We start from the raw sequence: 26,421 nt of genomic DNA, 5'->3' as shown, positions 1-26,421 counted from the left end.
CGTGGAATATGCTTCTGACATTACAGTACTTCCTACATCGTGTAACCGGGTTTCTTGAGCAGGATTTCGGGACGACCCTGGATGTCAGGGATATAGACATCGTTCTTCCACCTGTTTGCCTCAATCTCTTCGAATGCGACAGATACCGATTCCCGGTTGTACCCGAGGATCGACATCACATCACGAACGATCGCATCTGCTAGTTTCTGCTTCTGCTCTTCGGTCTTTCCGGGCCAAGCCTTTATGATCACATGCGGCATCGCTTTAATCTCCATAGCCTGATGAATACGAGTGCTGTCAGCCGATGACGGCCTGTTTTGACACTATCAATACAGTTGACTCGTCGGTCTGAAGAGAACCTCGTTGATGTCGACGTCCTCCGGCTGACTGATCGCGAACGCCACCACGCGCGCGAACGAGCTAGGAGGAATAGCCTTTTCATACGTCTTCGCCATTCCAGCAGCGATGTCACTGTCCGTAATCGTGCTGATGAGTTCAGTCGAGACCGCACCCGGCGATACGATGGTCGTGCGGATATTCCAGGGCTTCACCTCCTGGCGCAGTCCTTCAGAAATCGCCCGCACTGCCCATTTGGTGCCCGCATAGACCGAGCCGCCGGGACCGACTTTGTGGCCTGCAACGGATGATACGTTGATGATCTGACCGGACATCTGCTTCTGCATGTACGGAAGTGCAGCTGCTATCCCATACAGGACACCCTTGATGTTGACGTCGATCATGCGGTCCCATTCATCAATCTTCAGTTTGTCGAGCATCGAACTCGGCATCAACCCGGCGTTGTTCAGGAGCACATCAATGCGGCCGTGAAGAGTTACGGCGCGGTCGACGAGCGACTTCACCTGGTTACGGTCAGTCACATCTGTCTTCTGGATAGCCTCAGGATTGAGGCCTAGTTCCTGTGCCAGCGACTCAAGGCGTTCAACGCGGCGCGCACCGAGCACGACGTGGGCGCCTGCCTTCGTGAGATGGCGAGCAGTTTCCGCGCCAAGGCCACTACTGGCTCCGGTGATCACGATGACTTTATTTTCGATACCTGATGACATGATTCAACTCCTTTGAGGGTTGCAGACTGCTACTTCGAAGCACGCTCTTCGAAGACTGAGCGGACGACGGGAACAGCTGAGAATGCATTTGGCCAGCCGGCGTAGTACGCGAGCTGGTTCAGGACCTCGGAGGCCTGCTCACGTGTCAGGCCGTTATCCATTGCCTTGTTCAGGTGAAACGGGATCTGTTGCACCTGCCCATTGGAAATCAACGCGCTGACGGTCACGAGACTACGGTCTCGCGGCGCGAGTCCAGGCCGCAGCCACAAATCCCTGAACAGGACCTCGGTTGTGTCGCGCACCAAGCCCGACGAAGCAGGCCCTGCACTGCTGGTTACGCGAGCGGCACGGTCGGCTTCGGCTTTCTCATCCAGCGGTAGCAGATCGACTGAAGCGCCGGGGAGTTGGTCCTGCGTGATACCTCGCGCGGCAAAAATGTCTTTGGCGATGGAGGTTGCAGCAATTGCGTTACCCCAGCCGGCGTAGAACGCCAAGTGTGTGATGATTTCAGAAATTTCGCCAGGTCTTACGCCGTTATCCAGCGCAAGCGCAAACTGCTCGGGCATAAGGACAACCTGATTGCGTGCAATCACCGCTGCGACCGTGACGATGCTGCGATCTCGCGGAGACAGACCAGGTCGCTTCCATAGGTCATTTGCAAGTTTCACCGTAGCATAGTGCCCAAGCGCGGGCGACACGGCCTGGATGGCTGCTTCCGAGAGCATGCCTCGCTGCGACACGACTTCAGCCGGAACGTCGCCTGCGCCAACAGAAAGTGCAAGAGCAATAGTGGTGGTTGCCGTAGCGTTCATTTTGGCTTGCCCTCTATCGATACTGCTCATCAGACACGGGCTCGAGCCAGTCCACGTTTTTGCCATTCACCACGTAGGTCAATGCGACGTGACTCATTGCGGTCGTGTCTGTTGCTCCGTGCCAGTGCTTGACGCCGGCGGGAATCCAGACTACATCGCCAGCCTCGATGACGCGACGTTCATTTCCTTCCTCTTGTATCCAACCCATGCCTGCCGTCACGATCAACAACTGACCTGCGGGGTGAGTGTGCCAGGTCGTGCGTGCACCCGGAGCAAAATCAACGAGTCCGACATTGGCGCGAGTGGAGTCGTTGGGCGGGAAGAGCGATCTCACTTCCGCGTCACCGGTGAAGTTGCCGGGCTTTCCAGCTACTGCCTGCACTTCTGCGCTATGGCGAATTTCGATGCTGCCGGCCATAGCTGCGGTCGACGCGATGCTGGCCGCAGTAGTAGCCGCTGCGAGAACGTGTTTCATGACTACCTCTTGAGGATTCGAAAGCTCAGGGAGAAAGACCATAGACCCGAGCTTCCGGTATGTTTCAGGTCAGGTCGATAACGAAACGGTAGCGAACATCCTTTGACTTGATGCGTTCAAACGCCTGGTCAATCTGGCCGGGTTTGATGAGTTCGATATCAGAGACAAGGTTGCGTCGCGCGCAGTAGTCGACGAACTCCTGCGTTTCTGCCATCCCTCCCATGAGCGATGCCGAGACCTTCCGCCGTTGTAGCCAGAGTCCGGAGCCGCGTACGTCTTCAATCGGCTCGCGCGCACCAACAATAACGTAGGTCCCATCAAGCCGGAGCATGTTTGTAATCGGCTGGGTTGGGACGTTTGTCGGAACCGTCGAGATAAGAAAATCGAACTGGTTGGCGTACCGCTCCATAGCGCCAGGGGTATTCCAGACTACAGCCTCGCGTGCGCCCATTCGCTTGGCATCCGCGACTTTGCCCGGCGTGGTTGTGAATACAACGACATCGGCTTTGCGCGCAACGCCGAGCTTCACCGCCAAATGGCCCAAGCCTCCAAAACCGATTACACCAACACGCTGACCAGCGACCACCGACCAGTGTTGCATGGGGGAGAAAGTTGTGATGCCTGCGCACATTAGCGGTGCCGTGGCTGCGAGGTCCATCCCGGGTGGGATGCGAACAGTAAAGCGTTCGGGCACAACTACGCGCTGCGAGAAACCTCCGTAGTTGTAGCCGCCGAGGTGCGTGTCCTGTGAATTGAAGTTCAGCGTCCAACCTTTGACGCAATATTGCTCAAGGTCGTTCACGCAGTTCTCGCAGACGCCGCAGGAGTCAATCATCGCGCCGGCGCCGGCAATGTCACCCACCCGGAACTTGGTAACCGCTGTCCCGACTGCTGCTACGCGGCCAACAATTTCGTGTCCCGGGACGCACGGATAGTTGGTCGCGGGATAAGGCGACTTCCACTCCTGTCGTGCGATGTGAATGTCAGAATGGCAAATCGCGCAATACATGATGTCGATGAGAACATCGTTGGGTCGCAGGGCTCGCCGTGGAATTTCAATTGGCAAGAACGGCCCGTTGGGGCTTCTGTTGCCGTACGCACGAACGCGGTATGGCCCTTCCTCCGCAGCGACGGTGGTCGTTTGCGCTTGCGCCTGCGTGCCGAAGCCACCAATCGACGACGCGGCGGCGAGGCCTGCACTCCCCTTAAGCAGCTTTCTGCGCCCTGGGGAGGGTATGATTTGCCTATGCTGCGGGTCTCCGCATTTACCACACATATGAATGACTCCCGTCCAGCCTTCGATTGAAGAAGTGGCCTCCGGCTGAGCGCTCCCGACGTCAGCATCGAGCCGATGGGACTGCAACTAGTCCTTGCATGCAATGTAAGCGATACGCAAATAAGAAACTAGGTACTAGAATCAGATTGGACCAATAAGCGGAACTTCTTAATGGCAGGCGACAACCTAGACGATCTGGCGGCCTTTTTGGTCGTCGCAGAGGAGCGAAACTTCACTCGTGCCGGGAAACGCCTTGGCGTTTCCCAGTCAGCGTTGAGTCAGACGGTTCGCGCGCTGGAAGCGCGGTTAGGTCTGCGTCTACTCACGCGTACAACCCGCAGCGTCGTACCGACCGAAGCAGGTGAACGTCTGATGGCGTCGATCGGACCTCGGATTGAAGAGATCCAGCACGAACTCATCGTGTTAAGTGAGTTGCGCGACAAGCCATCTGGCGTGATCCGGCTTACCGCCACTGAATACGCGGCCGAAGCGGTTCTCTGGCCAGCAATCGCAAAACTGGTCGACGATTATCCCGACATCAAGGTCGAGGTGCTGACTGACTATGGCCTGACTGACATTGTGAGAGATCGCTTCGATGCCGGAGTGCGCCCGGGGGAAACCATTGCGAAAGACATGATTGCGGTGCGGATCGGCCCACCGATGCGGATGGCAGTGGCTGCGTCACCCGTCTATTTCTCGAAACGAAGGGCACCTTCTACGCCGCAGGAACTCACCGGTCACAGCTGCATCAATCTCCGTCTGTCGAGTCACGGTGGGCTTTACCCGTGGGAGTTCGAAAAACGCGGACGAAAATTGAATGTAAGGGTAGACGGTCAGCTCGTGTTCAACAGCAGCAATCTCATCTTGCACGCAGCGCTCGAAGGGCGCGGGCTTGCGTATCTGACCGAAGGGCAATTGGAGCCGTACCTCTCTGATGGTCGCTTGGTTCGAGTTCTCGAAGACTGGTGCGAACCCTTCTCAGGCTATCACCTCTACTATCCAAGCCGCCGTCAACCGACGCCTGCGTTCGCACTCCTGGTCGAAGCACTACGGTATTCGCCGAGGAAGCGCTAACCCGGTTCGAAACCCTTTTCGCATCCACGTCGAACCCAGCTTGGCGTTCAGCGGGCGACGGCGTGCGAATTGGGAACTGCAAGCTGGATTGGAAAGACGTATCTTGCGATCGGTCTGCATTCCGGGCGGCACGTTACTTTCCTGATCGACTTTGGAGTAGCGCTCAGCAGCGAGAACTGGATAGTCTGCGGTTGCACGCTAGCAACGCTAGGTTTTGGCGACGATAGCGCTAGGTCCAACAACAATGATGCGTGGCCATCTGCTTGGCAGGCGGGAGGCCGCCGCAGCGCGTTACTACCCCCAGGAACTCGAGGCGGAAAGCGCGTGCGCGCCGATTTGGTACTCGCGCACGGACATGAGGATGTCGAGCAAGACATCAATAATCGCGTGTATGAGCAAACCGCCTCGCGCTTCGCCGCTGATGGCTGGATCGTTGGGCGTAAGAGCATGGAAAGCAGCGCAGGAGAGAGTCAGCCCTTCTCAGGACGTACTGGCACGGGACCGCGCGCCACCGACTGCGCAGACAGACAGGCGCGCAAGATCGCCGTCGCAATCGACCCCACCATAAGTTGCACGTAAGCGGTGATTTCAGCACACCGAATAAAGAATCGTTTGCGACAGACGGGCAAGCGCAGCCGTACCGCGATGGTCGGGGTCAACCGGCGATGTCCGCGTCGAGGTGATGAGCCTGCGCGTGGGCCAGCATGCCGACGCGCATTCAGTTCGTCAGCCGGTCTCTTCCTTTTCCTGTTGTTGCCGGGCGTAATTGAACGGCAGAAGGTCTGTTACATCTGCGTCCGGCGCACGCTGCGGCAAACTCGGTGAGTACGTGTAGCAGGTAGTCGTAGGGCTCGACGCCGCAGGCTCTGCACGTCAACGTCAGGCTGTACACCGTGGCGCTCGCTTTTGCGCCATCAACTGTGTCGCTGAACAGCCATGACTTTCTCGAAGTGGCAAACGGTCTGATGTCACGTTCGCAAACATTATGCCGACTCCCCGATTATGCCGCGTCATGCATGCGCGCGACGGTGGATAGGGTCGTTCGTGATTGCTGTGTCGGCATAACCGTATGATTTCTCAGGCTGGCTATCTCGCTGGCCAGGAGAGATCAAATGAAGGTGACACGCAGAGTCAGCGAATCCGGCGGGCTGCCGGCCCGTCACATTGATGCATTTCTTGACCGTCTACGCGCGGCACACTATTCCGAGGTAACGCTTCGCAAGAAACGAAGTGTCCTGTGTACGTTCTCTGGGTGGATGAGGAACAGGAACATCGACCTGATTGGTCTCGATGAGTCTGTCACGGCTCGCTTTATGAGGCGCATGATCGACGCATCACAAGACCGTGTCCAGCGTGCGCGTCCCACTTTACGGCAGTTTCTCGCCTACCTGCGCGCCGAAGCCATTCTGTGCCCGCCGACGTTAAGTGGCCAGTCGGAGATTAAGAACATCTATTGGCGATACCTGGATTATCTAAGGCAGGATTGCGGACTAGCGAAGAACTCGCTGCTTGTCTATGGGCCTTTCATTCGCGACTTTCTCGACAGCCACGCGGCCGGCGACGGAAGCAAATTGCCAGATGCATTTGACGCGGTAACGATACGGAATCATCTTCTTGCGCGCAGCAAAGGTCGATCGGCGGAGTACACGCGGCTGATGGCAGCTGCGCTTCGCTCGTTCTGCCATTTCCTCTTTCTGCGTGGCGATACGGCCCGAGACCTGCATGAGTCAGTGCCCTCGGTTCGCAAGTGGCGACAGTCGACTGTGCCGACGTTCCTCACGCCTGAGCAGCAAGAAGCGCTCATTGCATCTGCAGACCGGTCGACTCCGACTGGGCGTCGTGACTATGCAATCCTGCTTTTGTTGGCGCGACTCGGCTTACGTGCCGGAGAAATCGTCGCAATCGAGCTCGACGACATTCACTGGCGTTCGGGGGAGCTCGTCGTTCATGGCAAGGGGAATGTGGTCGAGCACGTCCCGCTGCCATCGGAGGTCGGAGAGGCAATCGCAACATATCTTCGCGATGGTCGTGGAGCGAGTGCATCGCGGCGCGTCTTCCTTCGCAGATTGGCACCTCGGGTTGGTTTGGCGGGGCCGGCGGCGATTGGCAAGATTGTTTGTCAGGCCTTCGCACGTGCCGGTTTCCGCCCCGCGTGCCGGGGCGCCGCACATCTGTTCCGTCACGGTCTGGCGACGACAATGATTTGCCACGGGGCCTCAATGGCAGAAATAGCCGAGGTCTTGCGGCACCGCTCACCGGACAGTACCGCGATCTATGCAAAGGTCGCGTTTGAGGACCTGCGTAAGGTCGCGCGCTCGTGGCCCACGGTTGGAGGTGCAATATGACTGCGATCCGCGACTCTCTCGCGCGGTACGTGGCGGCCCGCCGTGTTCTCGGGGCGTCATTCTATGAACCCGCCTTGGCACTCGGCCATTTCGTTGATCTTCTGGAACGCGAAGGCGCCGAGTTCATCACCACCGATCTGGCTCTGCGCTGGTCGACCGCGTCCGTAAATGTCGAACGTGCCACTTGGGGGCGGCGCCTTTCGCAGGTAAGAGGATTCGCCAGATGGATGAACGTCATTGACAGTCGAAACCAAGTTCCACCAGCAGGATTCCTGAGCGCCCGCAGACGGCGCAATGCCCCGCATATTTACACTGAGCATGAAATTGCCTTGCTTATGACTCAGGCTGCCCAACTGCGCTCCCGCACCGGCATGCGAGCACTGACCTATTCGACGCTCATAGGTCTGCTTGCAGCAACGGGCCTCAGGCCAGGCGAAGCGCTTCGACTCGACCGGTCTGACGTTGACCTCGTTAGCGGAATACTCTCCATCCGGGAATCGAAGTTCGGCAAGTCGCGCTTTGTTCCTGTAGCGGAGTCGACCCGGGCGGCACTCGAACATTATGCCCAGAACCGCGATCAACTCTGTCCTTTACGATTGAGCGAGGCGTTTCTGGTCAGTGAGCGCGGCAACCGACTGAAGGCCTGCAGTGCGCGAAGCATGTTCGTCAGAATGTCGCGCGCCATTGGTCTGCGACTGGCGACGGAGGATGGGCGCGATGGTTACGGCCCCCGCCTCCAGGACTTCCGGCATAGCTTCGCGACTGGGAGGCTGGTCGAGTGGTATCGCGCCGGTCTGGACGTCAGTCGGGAATTGCCGAAACTCGCCACCTACCTCGGGCATGTCAACATCGGTCTTACGTACTGGTACATCGAAGCGGTTCCTGAGTTGCTTGAACTCGCTGCAGGCTATCTCAACAAGAATTGTCCGGGAGAACGGCCGTGAGCGCCGCCAGTCTTCCCTCCCTCGTTCAAAGGTTCTTTACCCAACGCCTGCTCGAGCAGCAAGGTCTGAGTTCGCATACGGTTGCAAGTTACCGTGACACGTTCCGGCTGCTGCTAGCGTTCGCCACAAAGCATATCGGGCGCGCGCCGTCAAAACTGCGAATCGAAGACTTTGACGTGTCGTTGATCGAGAAATTCCTACAGCACCTCGAACATGACAGAGGCAATTCGGTGCGGACACGTAATACGCGGCTTGCCGCGGTGCATGCCTTCTTCCGGTTCGTCGCGGTCAGCGAACCAGCGTTGTTTCTGCAGTGTCAGCGCATTCATGCTATTCCATCTAAACGCTGCGAACACGGCCCTGTTGAGTTTCTTACTGAGAGCGAGGCCGCTGCTCTGGTAGAGGCGCCTGACGTACGAACATGGATCGGCAACCGCGATCGAACACTGCTTCTTGTAGCGGTTCAAACGGGTCTGCGCAACAGCGAATTGACCGCGCTCCGGCGTCAGGATGTGATGCTCGGCACAGGCGCCCACGTTCGTTGCCTTGGTAAAGGCAGAAAGATGAGATGCACGCCGCTGCGACCGGACGTCATTGCCGTCCTGAAAGGATGGCTGTTGTATCAACCAGGCGAACCAGGTGATCCGGTCTTCCCCAGTTCGCGCGGCGGTCATCTCAGTGCCGATGCCCTTCAGCGACTCGTGTCGCGCAACGCCGAAATCGCGCGTCTCTCGTGTCCCTCGCTGAAGAAAAAATCCGTAACGCCCCACACGCTTCGACATGCGGCGGCGATGAGCTTGTTGCATCACGGCGTAGACCTGTCCGTGATCGCGCTCTGGCTCGGTCACGAATCCTCCGAGACTACTCAGATCTATTTGCACGCCGACATGCAACTCAAGGAACGCGCGCTCGCGCACGCAACAGCGAGCGGCATCGCGCCAACACGCTACAAACCCCCAGACCAGTTACTCGCCTTCCTGGAGGCTCTCTGATAATGCCGACAATCCGACCAACGCGGAACCGGGATCCGCCCAATCGTTATGGAAGTTGATTCATGACGCGGCATAATCGGGGAGTCGGCATAATTCTTGTCATGCCGCTAGCGGCATGAAACGCATTATTATCGATGGGGGCGCAACCATTGGTGACGTAGCGGCTCAGATATTGCCACTGGTTGCGTGTATAGGCGATTGCCTTGCCGAGCAGACTCTGGGGCAGTACCTTGGGCGCCAGTTCGTCGAGCCACGCCTTGAAGGCCTCGAGCACCGGCACGCTATGCTTTTGCCGCAAGCCATATGTGTAATCAGCGCGCGTCTGGCCATCAGGCAGTTCGCCCTTGACGAGCGCCTCGACACGGTACAGGGCCTGGAAGTATTCGAGCGCTTTCGCCACACGAGCGTTAGGTATCTTCTGTTTGCCGGAGTCCGTTTTTTTCTCGGCCGCCTTGTCCGCCTTGACGAACAGCCTCCGGGCGTGCGCGACGCATCCGAAGTGCGTGGCCTTTTTGAGCGTGCGCCAGGCGCTGTAGCCGTCGCTCATCAGCATGCCGCTGTAGTCGCCGAGAAACTTCTTCGGATGTTCCTGGCCGCGCCCCGGCTGGTAGTCGAACAGCACAACGGGCTCGGCGCAGCCTTCGGCGCTGCGGTACACCCATGCATAGCTTTTGCTCTGGGCGGACCTGCCGGGCTCCTTGAGCACCTGAACCGTCGTTTCGTCACCGTGGATCAACGGCTGCGACAGCAACGTCTTGTGCAGCGCGTCGTACAGGCGGCGGTAGTGCAGTTCGCTGGGGCGGATGATCCAGTGAGCGAGCGTGCCGCGACTCACCGGAATCTGCCAGCGTGCGAGCGCGTCCTGCATCCGGTACAACGGCATGCCGTCGACGTACTTTGCGGTCGTGACCGTCGCGATCACCGACGCATCTGCATGGCTGCCCGGAATCGGCTGCACCGGCATCGGCGCAAGCACGATCCGGGTATGTTCGGCATGACACTCACAGTGCCGGCACGCCCATTTGGAACGTATGTTCTGCCGGACCGTCCACTTGACCTCGACGTGCAACTGTTCGCTGATGTCCTCGCCGATGCGATGCATCGGGTTGCCACAGTCCATGCATGCCCTCTGGTCTTCGGGCAGGTCGTATTCGACAGGTTCACGCTTCAGGTATGCCGGCAGAGGCTTGCGGCCGCCCTTGCGCCGTTCGGGCTCACTGTTTTTGGGCAGGCCGGTGTCGGGCAGCGCTGGCTGTGCGCCCTCATCCTCCTCTTCGGAGGGTTCGGTCTGGGCGATCTGCTCGGCCTCGTCGAACACTCGATCCTTGCGTTTCTCGCTCTTCGGTGCGAAGCGCTCTGCCTGCAGCAGACGGACCTGTTCCTCGAGCTGCTCGATGCGCCGGTTCAGCTCCTCGATCTGTGCGTCGCGCTGGGCAATATCCTGTGTCGCGCGCTCTTCGAGATCGCGGATGTAGCCCTTGACGACCCTGGGTACGTGCTTGAGATCAGGAGGATTCATGCGCTCCAGGATAGCGGAGCGCGCCGCGCCGTAGGTTTACGTCAATTTGTAAAAGGCACAGCCGCCGTTGTTACGCGCGACGTGCCTTGCCGGGCGGCCTAGCTGGCGTGCTGGTAACGACGCGCAGGGTGGCGGCGAAGTGCGTCAATGTCGATGCCGTCGAGCAACCAGTGAAGCTGCTGCGTTGTCAGCTCGATCACCTCCTGATGCCGCCTCGGCCACACGAAATGGTCTTCCTCAAGCCGGCGCAACATCAACCAGAAACCGGTGCGCTCGTACAGCAGGAGCTTGACGCGATCGCGTTTGCGGTTGTGGAACGCATACACGGCGCGGGCGAGCGGGTCCAGTTGCATCGACTCCGTGACCAAGGCAGCAAGGGTATTGATGCCGGCGCGGAAGTCAATCGGCTCGCGGTACAGGTAGACTTTCAGGTCATCGTCGAAGCGGAACATCAGCTCCCCCTCAACGCGTCAATCATCGTCTTGAGCAGCGCGCAATCCTGCCCGGTGCACTCGAGTTCAAGGCTCACCCCGTTGGGCAGCTGCGCCACCAGGCGCGACGGCAGCGGTGGTCGCTGTGGCGCGTGCACCCGCATCGGCGCCGCCGGTGCATCAGGTTCCGACTGCGGCGGCATCGGCGACGCCGCCCAGCTGTCATCGCTGATCGCCACCACCGGTACAAATGCCGTGGGCAGAGCCTTCGAGTCACATGGGGCGGCGGCGCCCTTCAGACGCGCCTCGTAATTCTTGATCCAGCGGCGCAACTGATTGGCGTTCACGCCCGCCTTCAGCGCCATACCCGCGATCGACACGCCCGGTTTCAGGCAGGCTTCAATCAGCCTCTGTTTGTCACGTTTGTCGAAAGTCCGCTTGCCTTCGACACCAACGTTGGTCGCACGCAAGGGCAAAAAATCTGCGCAGTTCTCGTCCATGAAGGGTGTGTCCATTAAAAAATGAACTGAACCCCAGAGGTTGGACGGTGGACGAACTATACCTTCGCAAATTGTGAGCTAAAGTCGGAAGTGGTGTACGGGGGAGTTGAGGCGGGAAGTTGAAGGCGGTGGAGGTTTCAGCTGAGAATCTGATTGTCGAAGTCGGAAACCAGCAAAAAATCAAACCATCCACCATGAGCAAGGATACGGAAAAAGCAGTCGTCGGTCTATCGGGAGTCGGGCTTGGTCTGGACGAATTGGTTCGCCAGGGCGCGCGGCAGGTGATTCAGCAAGCGATCGAAGCGGAGTTGGCAGAGCTGATGGAGCGGTTCGCGAACGTCAAGACTTTGCACGGGCAACGCGCCGTGGTACGCAACGGCTACTTGCCAGAGCGCGAGGTGTTGACGGCCGCCGGGCCGATTGCGGTGAAGGTGCCGAAGGTGCGCGATCGATCGGGGTCGGGCGTGAAGTTCAATTCGACGATCGTGCCGCCGTACGTGAGGAAGTCGCCTCGCGTGAGCGCAGCGCTGCCCTGGCTGTATCTGAAGGGCATCTCGACAGGCGACATGGGCGAAGCGTTGAGCGTGCTGCTGGGCGATGACGCCAAGGGCTTGTCGGCCAACGTGGTGAGCCGGCTGAAGGCGCAGTGGGCCGACGAGCATGTGGCTTGGAGCCGGCGTGACATGTCTGAGTCGCACTACGTCTATTGGTGGGTCGACGGCATTCACACGGGGCTGCGCAGCGAGAACTCCGATGGGCAATGCTTGCTGGTCATCATCGGCGTGAAACCGGACCGAAGCAAAGAACGTGTGGCGATCGGCGATGGGTATCGCGAGACGAAAGCGTCGTGGTTGGAGCTGCTGCTCGACCTGAAAAAGCGCGGTCTGAAGGCAGGCCCACGGCTGGCAGTCGGCGACGGCGCAATGGGCTTCTGGGCGGCGCTGGAAGAGGTGTTCCCGGCGACGCGTGGCCAGCGCTGTTGGTTTCACAAGATGGGCAACGCACTGAACGCGCTGCCCAAGTCGCAACAGGCACGCGCGAAGGCCGACATGCAATCGATCTGGATGGCCGCGACCCGCGCCGACGCGCACGCTGCGTTCGATCGTTTCGTTGCGATCTATACGGCCAAATATCCGAAGGCGACCGAGACGCTGAAGAAGGACCGGGAGAGCTTGCTCGCGTTTTACGAATTCCCTGCCGAGCACTGGCAGCATCTGCGCACGACGGATGAAATACACAAGCCCTCACGCCGTACTTCGCTCGTTCGCTATGTCCGCGCTTCCGGCCACCGTATCGGCGCGCTGTCTGATTTGGGGCGCGACTGCTTCCATCGGTTAAACAGTCTCTGATAGGTTCGCTCGGACTGCTCGGCCATGGCTCGCTCCTGCTGGCGGACGCTCTTCAGACTGTAGGCGGCAGCCGAACCTTTGCGCGAGCCATGCTGCGCCGGCATTCCAGCCTGCAGTTCCAGCGCGCGCAGCTTGTGCGCGGTTAACGCGGGACGATCCCACGCGAACGGTTCGCCACGTGTCATCACATACCAGACGATCACGGCGAGCTTGCGAGCGGTCGCTACGACGGCAATTTGTTGGCCGCGGCGATCGCGCACGCGCAGGAAGAAGGCGCGCAGTGGCCCGGGCGCCTGCGTGGCGCCCCAGGCAGCCTCGACCAGCATCGCCCGTGCGTAAGAGCGGCCGCGCTTGGTGATGTGGCCGTGCCTGGCCGGTGTTGGGCCGGATTGATAGACCGACGGATTGAGCCCGAAGTAGCTCACCAGCTTCTCCGGATTCGGAAACCGCTCGATGTCGCCGATGGCCGATAGCAGCCCGATCGCCACCGTGGTATTGACGCCGGTAATCGTCAGCATCACGCGTAGTCGCGCGTCGTCGATGGTCGCTTGCGCGAGTGCCTGCTCCACCTCACGCAGATCTTCGCCGAGGCGGTCCAGTTCGCGCAGTCGCTGCTCGATGCCCAGGCGTTCATCCAGCGGCAGCGGTTGAACGCTGAGCCATGCACGCCCCTTCCTGCCAAACAGATCGGTGGCAGGACACCGCTCGATCAGATGCGCCGCCAGCACGGCGTGAACCTCGTTCTTCAGCCGCGTGCGTTGCCGCACCAGCTGCGAACGGCGCGAGATCTGCCGACGCAACGCCAGCGTGCGCTCGTCTGGCATCCAGACTTCCGGCAGAAAGCCGCTTGCATACAGTTGTGCCAGCACGGCCGCATCGATCTTGTCCGTTTTGACGCGGGCTTCGGCGATCAGCCGGACTTGCAGCGGATTCGCAATCGCCACACGCGCGACGTGACGGCGGAGCACGTTGACGATGGCGGCAGTGTTGCCGGTTGCCTCGAGCACCACGTGATCGGTGGCACGTAGGTTCTCGGCAAAGCGTTCCAGCTGGTCGCGTCGCAACCCGGTACGGCCGCCGGCATGCATCAGGCCATTCTCCAGGTACGCGATCTCGGCCACGGAGCGCGAAACATCAAATCCCACGATTCGCATAACCGTCTCCCGTATCAGATCACTGTTGGGAGCCGGTGGGGCAGCACGACAACTACGGATTCGCGCTCACAGCGCAACCGGGCGGGTCGCAGGGGCGGCCAACTACTAACACGAGCTCGCGGCTCATCATGTAACAACGGCCTGCCCACCCGAAGTGCTCCCCAGTGCCCCTGTCCCGGATGGTCACACCATACGCTCAAACCGCTGGGCGCGGGAACGCGAGGCACCGGCTATATCATGCCGGTTACCAACGCAATTGAATCGACGTTCGCGACGGTGCGTCATCGCACGACACGTACGCGTAACTGCGTGTCGCGACCGACCTTCCTCGGACTGGCATTCAAGCTGATCGAGGAAGCCGAGAAAACCTGGCGCCGTATCAACGGCCCGGAAAAGATCAAGCTGTTGCTCGAGGGTGTTGCCTTCAAGGACGGCGAACCGGTGCAAGACGATCGACCGGTTCAGCAGAAACTCGCCGCTTGAAATCGACCGCCATCAAAATGTTCGTACACCACTATTGACGTTAGCTCTGAGGATCGTTCGGTGCGGTTTTCATCGCGGAACATGGATTCCGGATAGATTTGCGCAAGGCACGAAGACATCAGAACCAGAGGTTGCAAATCTCGGGCTGGCCATAGATTACAACTTAGCCGCCATCATAAAAATGCGATAAACCCCGTTATGTATTGATCAACTTCATGAGTAGTCAGCGGATATGTTTTTAGACGAGGAGACACCACATCGCGACTAGTGGGTCTGCCCCGGATCGCATGGCATGGACGCTATTCGACGTGTTGTGCAGGCCGCCTCCAATGCCCGGATGGAACCAATCTCCATCGCGCTGTTTGAATTCGCCTGGGCTCAGCAGTACGTAGGCTTCTTCTGGTGGGTGCTGGTGATCCGGGTATCGGGTGTTAGGCGCAAGTAAGGAAAAGCCGAGCTGAACGTCGTAGCGACTTTCCATGCCGCCAGGGCCGCAGACTATCCCGTGAACGTGCTTTTCGACGTAGTCATTGCTTCCGTTCAAACCGGAAGTGCGCCGTTGCCAGCCGATCGAGGATTCGACCGCTTTGATCGCGTGCGCCGCTAAGCCCAGATTGGACTGCTCGACAAGCAGAGGTGCGAGGGCGCAGTCGAGAAGTTCGCAGGCCGGATATCGTTTACTGTTGCGCCTGCCATCATCGGATGGTTGTGATAGACGCTCGAATACCTTGGCTGATAAATGGCGGACAGTCTCTGGAAGAGTGCTCGACTGAAACAGCGTTTGGGCAACGCGGATAATATGCTCCAAACTCTCATGTCGCTGATACATGATAGACACTCCTGGAGTTCACGACTTCTCCTTAATCAATCAAGGCTTACGACTGTTTGAAGAGGCGCCTCTTCCCGCTGAACTGTGCGTTGCCGACCCACTTCGAGCATACCGATACTGCCGAGTATCAAGAGCGTCGCCACGACTTCCAGCAATCCAACCTGCTCGCCGACCGCCCATCCGATCGAAAGCGCAATGACGGGCGTGACGTAGACCGCCCCGGCTGCGGCGACGGCGCCCAGCTCCTGCAGGAGGAAGTAGTAAAGGAGAAATGCCATGCCCGTACCCAGCAGGCCCAGACCGATCGCCACGCCCGCCGTGGCGCGCCCGTCCTGCAGTATCTGGCCGATGCCATGGCGGTCGGTCAGCGCGAGCAGCATCAGCAGCGCAAGCCCCATCTGCCAGGTCACGATCGCCAGCGCAGGGACCTTGAGAGGGGAGAGAAAGCGTCGGACGTAGATGTACGAGAGTCCGAAGACGATCGATCCCGCCATCATCCACGCGATGCCGGCGAGGCTGATCGGATCGCTGCCGCCGAGGGCGGCCCACGGGCGAGCAATGAGCGTAATGCCGACCATGCCCAGCGCCACGCCGGACACCATCAGCGAGTTCATTTTCTCGTTACGCAGGAACAGGGTCGACGCCAGGGAGGTGAAGATGGCGGGCGACCCGCCGAGCACGCCGGCAATACCGGACGGCAGGACCGCCGTGCCCTTCGCCATGGCGAAGTAGGAAAACGCGGTGGCGAGCGCGGCCATCACCGAGAAGTGATGGAGATACCGGACCTGCCCAAACCTCAGTACGCCTTTGCGCCATGCGAGCGCCGCGAGCGGGATGAAGCCGAAAAGCACCCGCAGAAGCGATATCTGACCTGGGCTGATGTACGCAGCCGCCCATTTCATGTAGATGAAATTCGATCCCCAGAACAGACCGAGGAGAATGAAGGCGGTATAGATGCGAATCAAGGTACGATCCAGACGGTATGGTCAGCTACTACGGGGCGCGCTTGATGAGGCTGCCTCGAATGGAGCAGGGCCAAAGTGTCCGTGGCCCCTTCAGCGCCGCCCATGACGGGCGAATACGTACGTGTCCAGCATAGCCGATGGGATCGACGCCCAACCGCTCTTCAGCCTTGTTTATAGATAGTAGAAGCGGGGCTTGAGAAGTGGTGATTCGTCGTTGGGGGTGCTAGGTGAGCCAAGAGAAAAGCCGGCCAAAATGGCCGGCACAAACTTCCTCGCGAATTTGTCCGGCTGGGTAACAGCCGGGTGACGCTCAGGCCGCCGCTTTAAGGCTACCGTGCGGATCAATCACAAATTTCTTCGGAACGCCGGAATCGAATTCCGCGTAGCCGCCCGGTGCCTGGTCGAGTTCGATGACTGTCACATTGACAACTTCGGCAATGTTGAGTTTGTCCCAAAGAATCGACTGCATCAGGTTACGGTTGTACTTCATGACGGGGGTCTGGCCGGTGAAGAACGAGTGCGATTTGGCCCAGCCGAGGCCGAGACGAACTGAGAGACTGCCCTTCCGGGCTGCCGGATCCACCGCGCCGGGATCGTCCGTAACGTACAACCCAGGAATACCGATCTTGCCAGCAACGCGCGTCACTTCCATCAGCGAATTGAGCACCGTCGCTGGCGCTTCGACCTGCGAGCCGGTATGACCGTGGCCGCGCGCTTCGAAGCCCACGCAATCGATGGCGCAGTCGACTTCCGGTTCGCCGAGAAGCTCTGACATCTGTTCGGCCAGCGAGGCATCTTTTGAAAGATCGACCGTTTCGAAACCCACGCGGCGGGCGTGCTCGAGACGCTTCGGGTTCACGTCGCCGATGATCGTGACGGCGGCGCCCAGGAGTCGCGCGGAGGCTGCGGCCGCGAGCCCGACCGGTCCGGCTCCGGCCACATAGACACTCGCTCCTGGCGCCACGCCGGCGGTCACGGCGCCGTGGTAGCCAGTGGGCAGGATATCGGACAGGCAGGTGAGATCGCGGATCTTCGCCATGGCGCGGTCGCGATCGGGAAATTTGAGCAGGTTGAAGTCGGCGAACGGGACCATGACATATTCGGCCTGGCCGCCGATCCAGCCACCCATGTCGACGTAGCCGTAAGCTCCGCCCGGACGCGCCGGATTGACGTTCAGGCAGACGCCGGTGTTCTGCGCCTTGCACATCGGGCAACGGCCGCAAGCCACGTTGAACGGCACCGACACCAGGTCGCCTTTCTTCAGCGTGATGACGTCGGAGCCGACCTCGATCACTTCGCCCGTGATTTCGTGACCCAGTACGAGTCCGACCGGCGCCGTGGTGCGACCGCGCACCATGTGTTGATCGGATCCACAAATGTTGGTGGCGACCACTCGCAGAATGACGCCATGGTTTGCCTTGCGGCCGGCTGGATCGGAGAGTTCGGGAAACGCGATATTTTGCACTTCCACTTTTCCAGGGCCTGTGAAAACGACACCGCGATTTCCTGACATGCTGTCTCCTGATTATATGACTTTGACGCCGTGCGAATCGCCGAGAATGGCCGGCCCGAATAGGGCCCACATCGCGATATCCGAAGCGGCTTGCGGTGAGGTGCACGCGCCGATTCGCTTTCTCGATGAGCACTGAGTATTGGATCGGGCAGAGCCCGGCGTCAATGCGCATTATTTTCACGCTGGCATGACTTCAGGTTATTCGAGCAGAGCGCGCGTGCAGCCCGCAGTCAGCAGCGCGAAAGTTCCTGGCGCGCGACTCGGCATTCCACAGCGTAAAAGTGCCGTTGTGCTTTTTTGATTAAGTTGAAGCGATGAACAATATAAACACTGATTATGGTGTGACCTGTAACCGGCAATCGATTTATGTTCGCACGCAGAGTTCGGCTTGGCGGCGGTCGCCACGCAGCGTGACGGGGAGAGTGCATGCAGAGCGAAAATTTCGGGTGGGTTGCCCGCGGTAGCAGGCCAGTGCTGGTGGTCGCGCCGCATGTTGGCGCCAGCGTACCTGCGGAATTGCTGACCAATCCTGCGTGGGCGCCAATTGATGGGCGCCTGTCCGATCCGGCAGGCGTCGCGTGGATGGCGACTGCGCGCGAACAGGGCATCTCGACGATTTCAGCGTGCATTCACCCTTGTGTGATTGACCTGAACGTGGCCGCCAACAATCGGTCGCTATCGCCGCGTTTGAACCGGGTGGGACTGTGCCGGACGCACACGTCCCGTGCCGAACCCCTTTATCCGCACGACTGCGAACCGGACGAGGAAGCCGTCGCTGCGCGGATCGCCGCCTGGTGGCTTCCGTTCCATCAGATGGTGACTGCCGAGATCGTTCGTCTCAGGGAGTTGCACAAGAATGTTGCGGTGCTTTTCTCGCACGCGAGCTCTTGGCTTTCACCGTACCGCGAACAGACCGGAGGAACCGATTTCAATCTGGGAACCCACCAGGGCACATCGTGCGACCGTCAACTGCTTTCCGTGCTCACCGATGCTGCTCAAGCGCACGGACGGTCGTGGGTCGTCAACGGGAAGCTCGGTGGTGTCTTCGCCGCGCAGCACTATGGCGTCCCTGGGAGCGGCGTTCATGCCGTTGAGATTGAGATAGCCGGAAAATGGCGCAGCGAGCTCGAGGCAAGCGGCGAAGCCGGGCGGGTTTGTGATTCACCGCAGGCCGACATGGCGGCACTTCTGGATAGCGCAGGCGCTGCGGTTCTGAAACTCCCTGCTGCGTCCGGTGACGTGCTCGGCGCGTTGGAAGCCGTGCGATGCACGGATTAACCATGGAGATCGACCGGTTGAGTGCGAACGGTGCGTCCGGGACATGCTAGATTTCGGGGAACATTCCTCTACAGCCATGAAAGACCGCGCGCCAGAAAAATATCCTGATTGGGACCTCCTTGCCAGTTGGGTGGCGGTGGTCGAGGCCGGCTCGATTTCGGATGCAGCAAGTCGCCTTGCCATTTCGCAGGCAGGCGTTTCGCAGCGGATCAAGGCGCTCGAAACGCTGCTGGATACGACCTTGCTCGACCGCGCCACGCGCCCGGCGCGGCCAACGGCGGCGGGGCAGCGCCTGTTCGAGCATGCCACCGTCCTCCTGCAAGGCGCCGACCAGATGGTCGAGAGCGTGCGCAACGTCACTCGCGCAAAGCGGGTCGTCGTGCGGCTGGGGTGTGTCGATTCCTTCGCGGCGACCATCGGTCCGATTGCCATCAAAGCGTTGTCCGGCACATCGCACCACATCCGTCTGTGGTCCGGCATCACCCCGGCACTCGACGGTCAGTTGGAGGCCCGGCAGCTCGACATGGCAGTGACGACCAGCAGCTCATCGCATGCCCCCGGCATCCGCAAAAGAAAGCTGTTCTCGGAGCCCTATGTCGTGGTCCTCCCGGGCAGCTTCGAAGTCGACCGCTATACGACGCTGACCGAGCTGAGCAACCATCTGCAGTTTATTCGCTATAGTGCGCGCTCGGTCATCGGCCAGCACGTCGACTCGTATCTTTCCTCGCTCGGTGAAAACATCGAGCGCACCTGTGAATTCGACGCTACGGACCCCATGCTTAGTCTTGTCGCGGCCGGCCTGGGCTTCGCCATCACTACGCCGTTGTGCTTGTGGCAGTCCCGCCACTACGTGCCTGACGTTCGCGTGGTTCCGTTGACGGCGTTCTCGCGACATGGGCGGCCTTATGGTCGGCTTGTCCGTTCGTTTTACCTTTCGTATCGGGAAAACGAGCTCGGACATCTTCCCACCGATCTCTACGATCTGATTCGGCGCGCGTTTGAGCGGCAAGTGGCGCGCGATATTGCCACGGCGCTCTCGCTGAAGCCCGAAGACGTGGGCGACACGGGCGACGAATAGCGCGGCCCGCTTAATGCCGGGAGGCGGCGAGGCGCTGAAAACTCGTTTTCCATCCCTGGTTGGTCGCGTTGTCGATGACGCCGTGAAAGATCGCCAGTACTTCGTCAATTGAAATCGTGCCGGCCACCCGGTGCTCGATCCATAGACCGTGAATGAGCGCCAACGCCTGGATGGCGTAGATGTTGGCCATCGGCGTGTCGCAGCCTGCCTGTCGAAAATCATGAATGAAGTTCGAGCGCAGGCGCCGCGAAAACGCCGCGCATAGACGCTGAACGTCCACTTCATGGGCCGACGAGCTCCACATGTGCGGCCAGACGTTGGCGGCCCCGGGGCTCATCACTTCGTCGCTAAAGCACATGTCGACCGTGAATTTCAGGCGCTCGACGGGATCGCTGATGTTGCGCCGGCCAGCAATTAGTTGATTGCGAACGCTCCGGATCATGTAGACGAACGTCTTGTAGACGAGATTGCTCTTGTTCTCGAAGTGGTGATGCACGAGGCCCACTGAAACGCCTGCGTGTTCACTCACTTTTCGGATCGTCAGATTTTCCAGGCCGACCTGGCCTACCACCTCCAGCGTCGCGTCGACGAGTTTCAGGCGCATGCCGTCGTATTCCACGGGCTCTTCCTTGCGGGTGTCAACCTTGACGATGTGTTCCATGTCAGAGCGCATTGTGCTGTCCTCACTCAAGAGAAAGGGCGGCATGGCGCCCTAAAAAGCTGAACATTCGTTCACAGGGAATAGAAGTATAGCGGCTTTGTTTGTCTGTAATGTCTGAACGAATGTTCATCGTCTGGCATGTCTTTGAAGATAAGCGTTTACCCTCAAACTCCTTGTAAACGCCTGAACGATGCGTGAAAACCCTAGTAAAAACTTTTTTTGACATCCGCATGAACGGATATATATTGCTGCCAGTGTCGTTTGCACTGAACATATGTTCAGTTATGTTGTGGGTGGGCTTGCTAAGGGTGTTCAGCGCGCCCGGTCGGTTCTGGCGCATACGCTGATTTGTCCCGGTGACTGGGCGACCTGCTGGCCAGGCGAAAGCCTGCGCGAATGGCGGGCATCAGTCGATCCGATGGAAATCGCCCCCAATGGCCGTTCATAACGGATAGCGATTTACAACATAAAGCGAAGTTAAGTAAGTGGTTGTTCTTTTTGCACCCTCTAGTCTGGACGCTGAGCGTTGCTGGTGCTGCAAGAACCCCGCAATCCTGCTTCTGGCAAGGGTTTTCCCGGGTTGAGCCTGGTGGCTCCTCAATGATTCGTCCAACTTTTTTGGTAAGGAGCAAGCGTGATTTCAGGTCCACAATTTCCGTTGCCGGCGAATGAAGCCGAAGTTCAATTTGGCGAAGGCACGGCATCGGGCGCCGCGCTGCGCAGCGCGCTCGATCAGCGTGAAGTCGTCGAAATTCCGACCGTTATCGGCGGCAAGCGGTATTTCTCCAACGAAGTCACCGAGGTTCGGGCTCCTCACGATACGCAGCGCGTGCTCGCGCGCATTCATCGCCCGTCGGAAGCGCAGATCAAGGAAGCGATCTCGAGTTCCAGGAGCGTTGCCCGCGAATGGGCGAGCCTGACGCACGCCAGCCGTGCCACGATTCTTCATCGCGCGGCGGATATCGTTGCGACGCGTCTGCGCGCAAGGATCAACGCCGCCACGATGCTCGGGCAAAGCAAAACGCTCGACCAGGCGGAGCCGGACAGTGCATGCGAGCTGATCGACTTCCTGCGCTTTAACGCGTACAACGCACAGCGCGTTTACGCGGAGCAGCCGATGTCGGTCCCCACCGCGGTGAACCGCGCCGACTGGCGGCCGCTCGAAGGCTTCGTCTATGCGGTTTCGCCGTTCAACTTCACCGCCATTGGCGCGAACCTGACCACGGCGCCGGCCATCATGGGCAACACGGTGCTGTGGAAGCCGTCCGAAAAGTCGGCGCTCGCAAACTACATCTTCTTCGAGGCGCTCGAAGAGGCCGGCCTGCCCCCGGGCGTGATCAACTTCGTTCCCGGCGATGCCGAACTGACGACGCGGGTGGCACTCTCGTCGCCCGATCTCGCGGGCATTCACTTCACCGGTTCGTCGGCGGTATTCCAGTCGCTCTGGAAAGGCGTGGCGTCGAAGGTCGATGCGTTCCGCACGATTCCGCGTCTCGTGGGCGAAACGGGCGGCAAGGACTTCGTGCTGGCCCATCCGTCGGCCAACGCATCCGAAGTGGCTATCGCGCTCGTGCGCGGCGCCTTCGAATATCAAGGCCAGAAGTGCAGCGCGGCCTCGCGCGCGTACATTCCGCGCAGCCTGTGGCCCGCGGTCAGCCAGCAACTGCGCGACCGTCTCGCCGAGCTCAAGGTGGGCGACGTCGCCGATTCCGGCACCTTCATGGGGGCCGTCATCTCGCAGGCTTCGCATCAGAAGCTCAGCCGCGTGATTGCCGCCGCGAAGGACGACGCCGCGGTGAAGCTCGTCTTCGGCGGCAAGACCTGGACCGAGCCGGGCTGGTTCGTCGAGCCGACCGTGTTCGAGGTGAGCGATCCCCAGCACGCGCTGATGAAGGACGAGCTCTTCGGCCCGGTGCTGTCGGTGTTCGTCTACGACGATGCGCAGTGGGACCAGACGCTCGAGATCATCGATTCGACGAGCCCGTATGCGCTCACCGGTTCGATTTTCTGTACGGACCGGTTCGCGCTGCACCAGGCCGAGGCCGTGCTCGTCAATGCGGCAGGCAACCTGTACCTGAACGACAAGCCGACAGGCGCAATGATTGGTCAGCAACCGTTCGGAGGCGGCCGCGCGAGCGGCACCAACGACAAGGCGGGTTCGTATCTGAACCTCCTGCGCTGGGCCTCGCCGCGCGTGGTGAAGGAAACGTATCTGCCGGCTCGTGACTGGAAGTTCGGCGCCTGATCACCGAGTGTGGCTTTCCCTGAGGAGTTGTGATGTCGATCATTGTTTCTTTCAAGAACGTTCAGAAGACCTACGACGGTGAAACGCTCGTGGTGAAAAACCTCAACCTCGATATTCGCGAGGGCGAGTTTCTCACGATGTTGGGACCGTCCGGATCGGGCAAGACGACCTGCCTCATGATGCTGGCTGGCTTTGAGACGGCGACGCATGGCGAGATCCTGCTTCAGGGAAAGCCGATCAACCGCATTCCGCCGGAGCGGCGCAATATCGGCATGGTGTTCCAGAGCTACGCACTGTTTCCGCATAAATCCGTGGCGGAGAACCTTGCGTTTCCACTCAAGGTCCGCAAGATCGCCAAGGATGAGATCGCACGGAAGGTCAGCCGTGCGCTATCGATGGTGAACATGGAGAAGTTCGCGAATCGCATGCCCGGGCAACTCTCCGGCGGTCAGCAGCAACGCATTGCTGTGGCGCGCGCGCTCGTGTTCGAGCCCGCCCTCGTCTTGATGGACGAGCCGCTTGGCGCGCTCGACAAGCAGTTGCGCGAACAGATGCAATACGAAATCAAGCAGATCCACGAACAAAGCGGGCTCACGGTCGTGTATGTGACTCACGACCAGAGCGAGGCCATGACGATGTCGGACCGCATTGCGGTCTTCAACAATGGCATCATTCAACAGCTCGCGCCGCCGGCCGATCTCTACGAGAAGCCCGAAAACGCCTTCGTCGCGCGCTTTATCGGCGAGAGCAACGAGCTGAAGGGCACGGTGGCCTCGGTCGAAAGCAAGGCGTGTACGGTCAAGCTCGACGGTGGGGCCACGATACGCGCGAGCGCGGGCGCGGCCATTCGCGCTTCCGGTTCGGCCTCGGTGTCGCTGCGCCCCGAGCGCGTGGCCGTGGGCGAGCACGCGCGTGCCTGTGACAACGTATTCAGCGGCGGCGTGAAGGATCTCATCTATTACGGCGATCACCTGCGCGTGGTCATGCAGGTATGCGGGCGCAACGACTTCATCGTGAAGCTGCCCAATGATGGCGCCGCACGGCAACTGCGTATTGGCGACGCCGTGGATATTGGCTGGATGGCCGACGCCTGCCGGGCCCTGCAGTAATCATAGTGTAAACAGGTTTCCGAAGCCGGGCCCTCCGGGAGATCCCGGTCAATGCCGAGGCCTGGTAGTTCAGATCGATGATTTGGATTACGTATTTATTTTGCATGGTGATGACCGGATTTCTGCTGAACCACGCACAAACGTATCTGCAGTTGTACTGATGAGGAGGGCGCGGCCGCGACCGCGGAACTACGATGATTCTACCGACTGATATGGCTATTCCGACAACCGACTCAACCCAGGTCGTCGTTTCAGACTCAAAGAGCCTCAAAGCGCGACTGCGCAGCGCAGAGCGCGCAGAGCGCACGAAGGCCATGTTGCTGGTCTTTCCGCTGTTCGCCTTCCTCCTCGTCACATTTCTCATTCCGATCGGTAGTCTTCTGACGAAGAGCGTCCGCGACCCGACGGTTTCCCAGGAACTGCCGCATGCCGCGGTGTTGTTGCGCGCATGGAACCCTGCAAGCGGACAATTGCCCGGTGAGCAGGTCTATGCTGCGTTCGGGCAGGATCTCACCGCGGCCAAGGGAACGGACGCCGTGAGCCGTGTGGCCTCCCGCCTGAACTATGACGAAAGCGGCATGCGCAGTCTCATCATGAAGACGGCACGCCACATCGACGAGAGCAGCGAGGGGGCGTGGCAGCAGCGTCTCACCGGGATCGATTCGCGTTGGGGCGATTTGAAGACGTGGTCGACGCTGAAGTACGCGTCGTCGCCGTGGACCTTTGGGTACTACCTCAAGGCGTTCGATTTCGAGCGCAACGAGCATGGCGCCATCGTGCGCGAGCCGGACGGCGAACGGCTTTATGTCAGTGTGTTTTTGCGTACAGCGTGGGTCAGTATCGCGGTGAGCCTGCTCTGCCTGCTGTTCGGTTATCCCGTGGCCTTTTTTCTGGCGAACATTCCGGCGAAGTACAGCAACCTCTTCATGATCATGGTGCTGCTGCCGTTCTGGACGTCGATTCTCGTGCGTACCACGGCGTGGGTCGTCGTGCTGCAGACTCATGGGGTCCTGAACGATATATTGATTCGTCTCGGACTCTCGAAGCATGGCGTCTCGCTCATCTATAACCGCTTCGGCGTCCTCGTGGCGATGACGCACATCCTCCTGCCGTACGCGATTCTCTCGCTCTACAGCGTGATGAAGGGCGTGCCGCACATTTACATGAAAGCCGCCCGGTCGCTCGGTGCCGGCCCGGTGCGATCGTTCTTCCAGGCTTACTTCCCGCAGACGCTGCCGGGCGTGGGCGCCGCCGGGATGCTCACGTTCATTCTGGCCGTTGGTTACTACATCACGCCGGCCATCGTAGGCGGCCCCGATGACCAGCTCGCGAGCTATTACATCGCCAATCACGTCAATACAACGTTGAACTGGGGTCTCGCGAGTGCGCTCGCGTCGATCCTGCTCATTGGCGTGCTCATCATCTACAGCCTGTTCGTGAAGCTCACGGGCGGCGGTATCAAACTGGGGTAATGACATGTTCACATTTCCTGCTTATGTGACGGTCTGGGGCCGTCTCGGACGATTCGCTCACCTGGGTATTTCGCTCGCCGTGCTGCTGTTCCTCGTGCTGCCCGTGCTCGTGGTGATGCCCCTTTCGTTCAGCTCGCAGCCATACTTCACGTACCCGTTGCCGGGATTGAGCCTGCGCTGGTACCAGGACTTCCTTGGCAGTCCCGACTGGATGCTGGCGCTAAAGAACACGCTGATCACGGCGTTCTCGTCCACGGCCATCGCCACGGTGCTGGGCGTCACGGCTTCGCTCGGGTTGACGAGCCCGCGTCTGAAGGGCAAAGCTGTGATCACCGGCCTGCTGGTCTCGCCGATGATCGTGCCGCTCATCATCACGGCCGTGGGGGTCTATTTCGCGTTTAGTCCGCTGGGCCTGACGAGTAGTCTGACCGGGCTGATTCTTGCGCACGCGTCACTCGGTGTGCCCTTCGTGGTCGTCACCGTGACGGCGACCCTGGCAGGTTTCAACGAGACGCTTTCGCGGGCGGGTCGCAGCCTCGGTGCCTCTCCACTTCGCGTGTTCCTGCAGGTCAAGCTCCCCATCATCGCGCCGGGGGTCATATCGGGGGCGCTCTTCGCATTCGCGACTTCTTTCGACGAAATCGTCGTTGCGCTGTTTCTGACCGGACCCGATCAGAAAACGATTCCGCGCCAGATGTGGTCTGGTATCCGCGAACAGCTCAGCCCGACGATTCTCGCGGTGGCGACCATTCTTGTGGTGATTTCGACACTCCTTCTCGTGACGCTCGAGCTCCTGCGCCGTAGAACCGAGCGGCTCAGAGGCTCAGCGGCGTGATGTAACAACGACGCACTC

At 59.8% G+C, this 26,421-nt stretch carries 24 protein-coding genes and 4 pseudogenes; 13 read left to right on the top strand and 15 right to left on the bottom strand.

Annotated elements, in window-relative coordinates:
* Window positions 1-32: 32 nt before the first annotated feature.
* The 5 genes from QFZ94_RS23210 to QFZ94_RS23190 form a co-directional block, all read right to left on the bottom strand.
* Window positions 33-275, bottom strand: coding sequence for a tautomerase family protein (locus QFZ94_RS23210; RefSeq protein ID WP_429459825.1), 243 nt, complete (start codon window positions 273-275; stop codon window positions 33-35).
* Window positions 276-326: 51 nt separating this feature from the next.
* Entirely contained in the window at window positions 327-1,064 is a 738-nt protein-coding gene (locus QFZ94_RS23205) for an SDR family oxidoreductase (RefSeq protein ID WP_429459823.1), read from the bottom strand.
* Between the two features lie 29 nt (window positions 1,065-1,093).
* On the bottom strand, window positions 1,094-1,906 hold the full coding sequence (locus tag QFZ94_RS23200) for a carboxymuconolactone decarboxylase family protein (protein ID WP_429459821.1): 813 nt from the start codon (window positions 1,904-1,906) through the stop codon (window positions 1,094-1,096).
* Window positions 1,890-2,351, bottom strand: coding sequence for a (R)-mandelonitrile lyase (locus QFZ94_RS23195; protein ID WP_429459819.1), 462 nt, complete (start codon window positions 2,349-2,351; stop codon window positions 1,890-1,892). Before QFZ94_RS23195 ends, QFZ94_RS23200 begins: the two co-directional genes overlap by 17 nt.
* Window positions 2,352-2,415: 64 nt before the next feature.
* A complete protein-coding gene (locus tag QFZ94_RS23190; protein WP_429459817.1) occupies window positions 2,416-3,417 on the bottom strand; it encodes an NAD(P)-dependent alcohol dehydrogenase in 1,002 nt (333 codons plus the stop codon).
* Window positions 3,418-3,798: 381 nt separating this feature from the next.
* Between QFZ94_RS23190 and QFZ94_RS23185 the strand changes: the two genes are divergently transcribed.
* Both QFZ94_RS23185 and QFZ94_RS23180 read left to right on the top strand, forming a co-directional pair.
* A complete protein-coding gene (locus QFZ94_RS23185) occupies window positions 3,799-4,701 on the top strand; it encodes a LysR family transcriptional regulator (protein ID WP_429459815.1) in 903 nt (300 codons plus the stop codon).
* Window positions 4,702-5,025: 324 nt separating this feature from the next.
* Complete coding sequence (locus QFZ94_RS23180) at window positions 5,026-5,280, top strand: hypothetical protein (RefSeq protein WP_429459813.1); 255 nt, start codon at window positions 5,026-5,028, stop codon at window positions 5,278-5,280.
* Between the two features lie 147 nt (window positions 5,281-5,427).
* On the opposite strand, the pseudogene QFZ94_RS23175 reads toward QFZ94_RS23180, so the two are convergent.
* Window positions 5,428-5,689 (bottom strand): annotated as a pseudogene (locus QFZ94_RS23175) (transposase domain-containing protein); the annotation flags it as partial.
* A 124-nt stretch (window positions 5,690-5,813) separates the two neighbouring features.
* Between QFZ94_RS23175 and QFZ94_RS23170 the strand changes: the two are divergent.
* Genes QFZ94_RS23170 through QFZ94_RS23160 form a run of 3 tightly spaced genes read left to right on the top strand, consistent with a single transcriptional unit; the run spans window position 5,814 to window position 8,982 of the window.
* Window positions 5,814-7,046, top strand: coding sequence for a site-specific integrase (locus tag QFZ94_RS23170; protein WP_429459811.1), 1,233 nt, complete (start codon window positions 5,814-5,816; stop codon window positions 7,044-7,046).
* Window positions 7,043-7,990, top strand: a complete 948-nt coding sequence (locus QFZ94_RS23165; protein WP_429459809.1) for a tyrosine-type recombinase/integrase — start codon at window positions 7,043-7,045, stop codon at window positions 7,988-7,990. Before QFZ94_RS23170 ends, QFZ94_RS23165 begins: the two co-directional genes overlap by 4 nt.
* Window positions 7,987-8,982, top strand: coding sequence for a tyrosine-type recombinase/integrase (locus QFZ94_RS23160; RefSeq protein WP_429459807.1), 996 nt, complete (start codon window positions 7,987-7,989; stop codon window positions 8,980-8,982). Before QFZ94_RS23165 ends, QFZ94_RS23160 begins: the two co-directional genes overlap by 4 nt.
* A 124-nt stretch (window positions 8,983-9,106) precedes the next feature.
* On the opposite strand, the pseudogene tnpC reads toward QFZ94_RS23160, so the two are convergent.
* The 3 genes and pseudogenes from tnpC to tnpA all read right to left on the bottom strand — a co-directional run.
* Window positions 9,107-10,501 (bottom strand): annotated as a pseudogene (gene tnpC, locus QFZ94_RS23155) (IS66 family transposase); the annotation flags it as partial.
* 98 nt (window positions 10,502-10,599) lie between these two features.
* Entirely contained in the window at window positions 10,600-10,953 is a 354-nt protein-coding gene (gene tnpB / locus QFZ94_RS23150) for an IS66 family insertion sequence element accessory protein TnpB (protein ID WP_069269393.1), read from the bottom strand.
* Window positions 10,953-11,432: an IS66-like element accessory protein TnpA gene (gene tnpA, locus QFZ94_RS23145; RefSeq protein ID WP_429459804.1), complete on the bottom strand. Its 480-nt coding sequence runs from the start codon at window positions 11,430-11,432 to the stop codon at window positions 10,953-10,955. The genes tnpB and tnpA overlap by 1 nt, the downstream gene beginning before the upstream one ends.
* A gap of 194 nt (window positions 11,433-11,626) precedes the next feature.
* Between tnpA and QFZ94_RS23140 the strand changes: the two are divergent.
* A pseudogene (locus tag QFZ94_RS23140) lies at window positions 11,627-12,667 on the top strand (IS256 family transposase); the annotation flags it as partial.
* A gap of 32 nt (window positions 12,668-12,699) precedes the next feature.
* On the opposite strand, the gene QFZ94_RS23135 reads toward QFZ94_RS23140, so the two are convergent.
* Window positions 12,700-13,935, bottom strand: a complete 1,236-nt coding sequence (locus tag QFZ94_RS23135; RefSeq protein WP_429459802.1) for an IS110 family transposase — start codon at window positions 13,933-13,935, stop codon at window positions 12,700-12,702.
* A gap of 246 nt (window positions 13,936-14,181) precedes the next feature.
* On the opposite strand from QFZ94_RS23135, the pseudogene QFZ94_RS23130 reads away from it, so the two are divergent.
* Window positions 14,182-14,418: pseudogene (locus tag QFZ94_RS23130) on the top strand (IS256 family transposase); the annotation flags it as partial.
* A gap of 238 nt (window positions 14,419-14,656) precedes the next feature.
* Here the strand turns inward: QFZ94_RS23130 and QFZ94_RS23125 are convergent.
* The 3 genes from QFZ94_RS23125 to fdhA all read right to left on the bottom strand — a co-directional run bounded on the left by QFZ94_RS23125 (window position 14,657) and on the right by fdhA (window position 17,725).
* Window positions 14,657-15,247: a dimethylsulfonioproprionate lyase family protein gene (locus QFZ94_RS23125; RefSeq protein ID WP_429459800.1), complete on the bottom strand. Its 591-nt coding sequence runs from the start codon at window positions 15,245-15,247 to the stop codon at window positions 14,657-14,659.
* Between the two features lie 35 nt (window positions 15,248-15,282).
* The gene (locus QFZ94_RS23120) at window positions 15,283-16,212 is read right to left on the bottom strand and encodes a DMT family transporter (protein ID WP_429459798.1); all 930 of its coding nucleotides are present in this window, start codon (window positions 16,210-16,212) and stop codon (window positions 15,283-15,285) included.
* Window positions 16,213-16,522: 310 nt separating this feature from the next.
* Window positions 16,523-17,725, bottom strand: coding sequence for a formaldehyde dehydrogenase, glutathione-independent (gene fdhA / locus QFZ94_RS23115; RefSeq protein WP_429459796.1), 1,203 nt, complete (start codon window positions 17,723-17,725; stop codon window positions 16,523-16,525).
* Window positions 17,726-18,151: 426 nt separating this feature from the next.
* Here fdhA and QFZ94_RS23110 point away from each other — a divergent pair, with 426 nt between their 5' ends.
* Complete coding sequence (locus tag QFZ94_RS23110) at window positions 18,152-19,003, top strand: N-formylglutamate amidohydrolase (RefSeq protein WP_429459793.1); 852 nt, start codon at window positions 18,152-18,154, stop codon at window positions 19,001-19,003.
* A gap of 76 nt (window positions 19,004-19,079) precedes the next feature.
* Window positions 19,080-20,081 (top strand): LysR family transcriptional regulator, encoded by a 1,002-nt coding sequence (locus QFZ94_RS23105; RefSeq protein WP_429459791.1) that lies wholly within the window; start codon window positions 19,080-19,082, stop codon window positions 20,079-20,081.
* 10 nt (window positions 20,082-20,091) lie between these two features.
* Here the strand turns inward: QFZ94_RS23105 and betI are convergent, their stop codons facing one another.
* Window positions 20,092-20,742, bottom strand: coding sequence for a transcriptional regulator BetI (betI, locus tag QFZ94_RS23100; protein WP_429459789.1), 651 nt, complete (start codon window positions 20,740-20,742; stop codon window positions 20,092-20,094).
* 22 nt (window positions 20,743-20,764) lie between these two features.
* Window positions 20,765-21,082: a hypothetical protein gene (locus tag QFZ94_RS23095; RefSeq protein ID WP_429459787.1), complete on the bottom strand. Its 318-nt coding sequence runs from the start codon at window positions 21,080-21,082 to the stop codon at window positions 20,765-20,767.
* Between the two features lie 294 nt (window positions 21,083-21,376).
* Here QFZ94_RS23095 and pruA point away from each other — a divergent pair, with 294 nt between their 5' ends.
* From pruA to QFZ94_RS23075, 4 genes are all read left to right on the top strand, one after another.
* Window positions 21,377-22,987, top strand: a complete 1,611-nt coding sequence (gene pruA / locus QFZ94_RS23090; protein ID WP_429459785.1) for an L-glutamate gamma-semialdehyde dehydrogenase — start codon at window positions 21,377-21,379, stop codon at window positions 22,985-22,987.
* A 32-nt stretch (window positions 22,988-23,019) separates the two neighbouring features.
* A complete protein-coding gene (locus QFZ94_RS23085) occupies window positions 23,020-24,096 on the top strand; it encodes an ABC transporter ATP-binding protein (protein ID WP_429459783.1) in 1,077 nt (358 codons plus the stop codon).
* Window positions 24,097-24,308: 212 nt separating this feature from the next.
* Window positions 24,309-25,568 (top strand): ABC transporter permease, encoded by a 1,260-nt coding sequence (locus tag QFZ94_RS23080; protein ID WP_429459781.1) that lies wholly within the window; start codon window positions 24,309-24,311, stop codon window positions 25,566-25,568.
* Between the two features lie 4 nt (window positions 25,569-25,572).
* Window positions 25,573-26,403: an ABC transporter permease gene (locus QFZ94_RS23075; protein WP_429459779.1), complete on the top strand. Its 831-nt coding sequence runs from the start codon at window positions 25,573-25,575 to the stop codon at window positions 26,401-26,403.
* Window positions 26,404-26,421 lie beyond the last annotated feature (18 nt).

Source organism: Paraburkholderia sp. JPY465 (assembly GCF_050436725.1).
Lineage (GTDB): Bacteria > Pseudomonadota > Gammaproteobacteria > Burkholderiales > Burkholderiaceae > Paraburkholderia > Paraburkholderia youngii.
Note: the sequence above shows the minus strand (reverse complement) of the source record. Positions and strands in the feature narration are given on the sequence as shown.